This window comes from Methylibium sp. (genome assembly GCF_013817365.1).
Lineage (GTDB): Bacteria > Pseudomonadota > Gammaproteobacteria > Burkholderiales > Burkholderiaceae_C > Methylibium.
In genome coordinates this window covers 1-3,017 of record NZ_JACDCU010000467.1, presented here as the reverse complement: position 1 = coordinate 3,017, position 3,017 = coordinate 1, and the positions used below count along the sequence as shown (strand labels likewise).

The following is a 3,017-nucleotide window of genomic DNA, read 5'->3' as shown; positions in this document are numbered from 1 at the left end:
GCAGTCGATCGCGCACTGGATCATGGGCCACGGCGCGCTGGTCTTCATGGTGCCCACGCTCGGCTTCGATGCCGAGATTTCGCGCCGGCGCATCTCGGTGACCCACTACGTCGATGCGCTCGACGGCCTGGTGCTGCAAGGCGGCGCCGACGTGAGCCCTGCCACCTACGGCCAGCAGCCGTTGCGCCCCGAATGGGCGGGCGATCCGGTGCGCGACCGCTACGAGATCGAGCTGCTCGACGGTTTTCTCGCCAAGGGCAAACCGGTGCTCGGCATCTGCCGCGGCTGCCAGCTCATCAACGTGGCCTTCGGCGGCACGCTGTTCCAGGACATCGGCACGCAGCAGCCGGACGCGCATCTGCACGTCGATGCCGATCTGTACGACCAGCACAAGCACGAGATCGCCTTCGAGCCGGGCTCCAGGCTGTCGAGCCTCTATCCCGACGTGACGACTGCGCGTGTCAACAGCATCCACCACCAGGCGGTAGACCGCCTCGGCTCCGACCTCGTGATCGAAGCGCGCTCTCGGGAAGACGGCATGGTCGAGGCGATCCGCGCCCGCGGCTCGCTGTTCGTGGCCGGCGTGCAGTGGCATCCCGAGTTCCACTTCCAGGATGCCGGGCTGCTCAGCGGCGAGCCGCTGCTCGATGCCTTCCTGAGCGCCGCGCGAACCGCCACCGACGCCCAGACGGCGCCGGTCAGCCTGCCGCTGGCAGCCAGATGAAGCCGCCCGGTCTACGCAACAGGCGCCCGCCGGCAATCGTCTGAGCGGAGCGCTCGACGAAAGCTCTGACGTTCAGTGCAAGGCCGACTGCTGCGACAGCTCGAACGGCGCGATCTCGGCTTCGAAGGCCTGCGCCTCGGCGCTCATGCAAAAGTAAGTGCCCTGCATGCGCCCGCGTGGCGCCTTGATGCGCGCCCAGCTTTGATATTCGAACTGCTCGCCGGGCTTGAGCAGCGGCTGGTGGCCGACCACGCCCAGGCCGCGCACTTCCTGCGTGACGCCGGTGGCGTCGTGGATGAGCCAGCGGCGGCCGATCAGTTGGGCGGCGACATCGCCGCTGTTGAGGATGGTCACGCTGTAAGCGAAGGCGTAGGCCTGTTGATCAGGAGCCGATTGCTCGGGCAGGTAGCGTGCGATGACGCTGACGGTGAACTCGGGGCGGGCCATGCGGCATTCTATGAAGGCTGCGCCTCGGCCGGGTCACCGCAAGGCGCAGCGCCTGCGGGCTTGTTCATCGCTCGAGCGCTCCTGCGAGCGTATCGAAGCGGCAGGGCCGTCTCTAGAATGCGCCGTCTCTTCCCACGCACCGCGATCATGCGCAATTCGCCCGCCTTTCGCCTCGCCCCGAGCCTGCTCTCGGCCGATTTCGCGCGCCTGGGCGAGGAGGTCAAGAGCGTCATCGCAGCCGGCGCCGACTGGATCCACTTCGATGTGATGGACAACCATTACGTGCCCAACCTCACCTTCGGGCCGATGGTTTGCGAGGCGCTGAGAAAGCACGCCGTCACCGCCGACGGCGCGCGCGTGCCGATCGACGTGCACTTGATGGTTGAGCCGGTGGATGCGTTGGCGCAGGCCTTCGCCCGTGCCGGGGCCGACGTGGTGAGCTTTCACCCCGACGCCAGCACCCACGTTGACCGCACTCTGCAGCTCATCAAGGCCGAGGGCTGCCAAGCCGGCCTGGTCTTCAACCCCGCCGCGCCGCTCGACGTGCTGGAGTGGGTGCTGGGCGAAGACTGCGACAAGCTCGATCTCATCCTGCTCATGAGCGTGAACCCCGGCTTCGGCGGCCAGAGCTTCATCCCGAGCACGCTGAGGAAGCTCGAGCGCGTGCGCCGGCTCATCGAACAAAGCGGCCGCGACATCCGGCTGGAGGTCGACGGCGGCATCAAGACCGACAACATCCGCGCCGCCGCCGACGCCGGGGCCGATACCTTTGTGGCCGGCAGCGCGATCTTCGGCCAGCCGAATTACAAGGGCGTTATCGACGCGATGCGCGCGCGGTTGGCGGCGTAACGACCGCCGGCCCTGCTGCTAGACTTTGCAGCATGTTCACGTCGCGCAAGCAAATCAAGGGGTCCCACGACCGGGGAGCCTGGCCCTGGCGTCGCCGGGCCGACTGAGCCGAAGCCCGCGCGTATCAGCGCGCCCGCTATCGAGGCTCACGCTGGCGCGCGGTTCTGACCGCCGCCTCGCTTGCGAACACCGCATGACGCAACGCTCCCTCGGGGCGGCTTGCGCCGGGCCGCGGAGGGCCCCGACGTGATCACGGAACTGGAATTCAAGAGCCTGGCCGCACAAGGCCACAACCGCATCCCGCTGATCGGCGAGGCCTTCGCCGATCTGGAAACGCCGCTCTCGCTCTACCTCAAGTTGGCCGGTGGCCGTCCGCTCAGCTTTCTGCTGGAGTCCGTGGTCGGTGGCGAGCGCTTCGGGCGTTACTCCTTCATCGGCTTGCCGGCGCGCACTCTTCTGCGCGCCACCGGCATGCGGTGCGAGGTCGTCACCGACGGCGCGGTGGTCGAGACGCACGAGGGCAACCCGCTCGATTTCATCGAAAGCTACCAGCGCCGCTTCAAGGTCGCCTTGCGGCCCGGCCTGCCGCGCTTCTGCGGCGGGCTGGCCGGCTACTTCGGCTACGAGGCGGTGCGCTGCATGGAGCCGAAATTGGCCGGCGTGCACAAGGAAGGCGGCATCGGCACGCCGGACATCCTCTTGCTGCAGACCGAAGAGTTGGCCGTCATCGACAACCTGTCGGGGCGTCTGTACCTCATCGTCTATGCCGATCCCGGCCAGCCCGAGGCCTACTTCAAAGTCAAGCGGCGGCTGGCTGAACTGAGCGACCAACTGCGCTACAGCGTGAGCGCGCCGGCGGTCCGGCGTGGTGCCTCGCACGCGGTGGAGCGCGAGTTCGCCAAGGCCGACTTCGAGGCGGCGGTCGTGCGCTGCAAGGAGTACATCGCCGCGGGCGACTGCATGCAAGTGGTGCTCGGTCAGCGCCTGAGCAAGCGCT

The 3,017-nt window shown here is 67.8% G+C and carries 3 protein-coding genes and 1 pseudogene; 3 read left to right on the top strand and 1 reads right to left on the bottom strand.

From position 1 onward, the window contains the following. On the top strand, positions 1-724 hold a 724-nt coding region (locus H0W38_RS19835; RefSeq protein ID WP_292457405.1), incomplete at its 5' end, for a gamma-glutamyl-gamma-aminobutyrate hydrolase family protein. 72 nt (positions 725-796) lie between these two features. Here H0W38_RS19835 and apaG read toward each other — a convergent pair. Beyond that, complete coding sequence (gene apaG, locus H0W38_RS19830; RefSeq protein WP_292457403.1) at positions 797-1,171, bottom strand: Co2+/Mg2+ efflux protein ApaG; 375 nt, start codon at positions 1,169-1,171, stop codon at positions 797-799. A 147-nt stretch (positions 1,172-1,318) separates the two neighbouring features. Between apaG and rpe the strand changes: the two genes are divergently transcribed. Beyond that, complete coding sequence (rpe, locus tag H0W38_RS19825) at positions 1,319-2,020, top strand: ribulose-phosphate 3-epimerase (RefSeq protein WP_292457401.1); 702 nt, start codon at positions 1,319-1,321, stop codon at positions 2,018-2,020. A 246-nt stretch (positions 2,021-2,266) separates the two neighbouring features. Next, positions 2,267-3,017, top strand: a pseudogene (locus H0W38_RS19820) (anthranilate synthase component I); the annotation flags it as partial.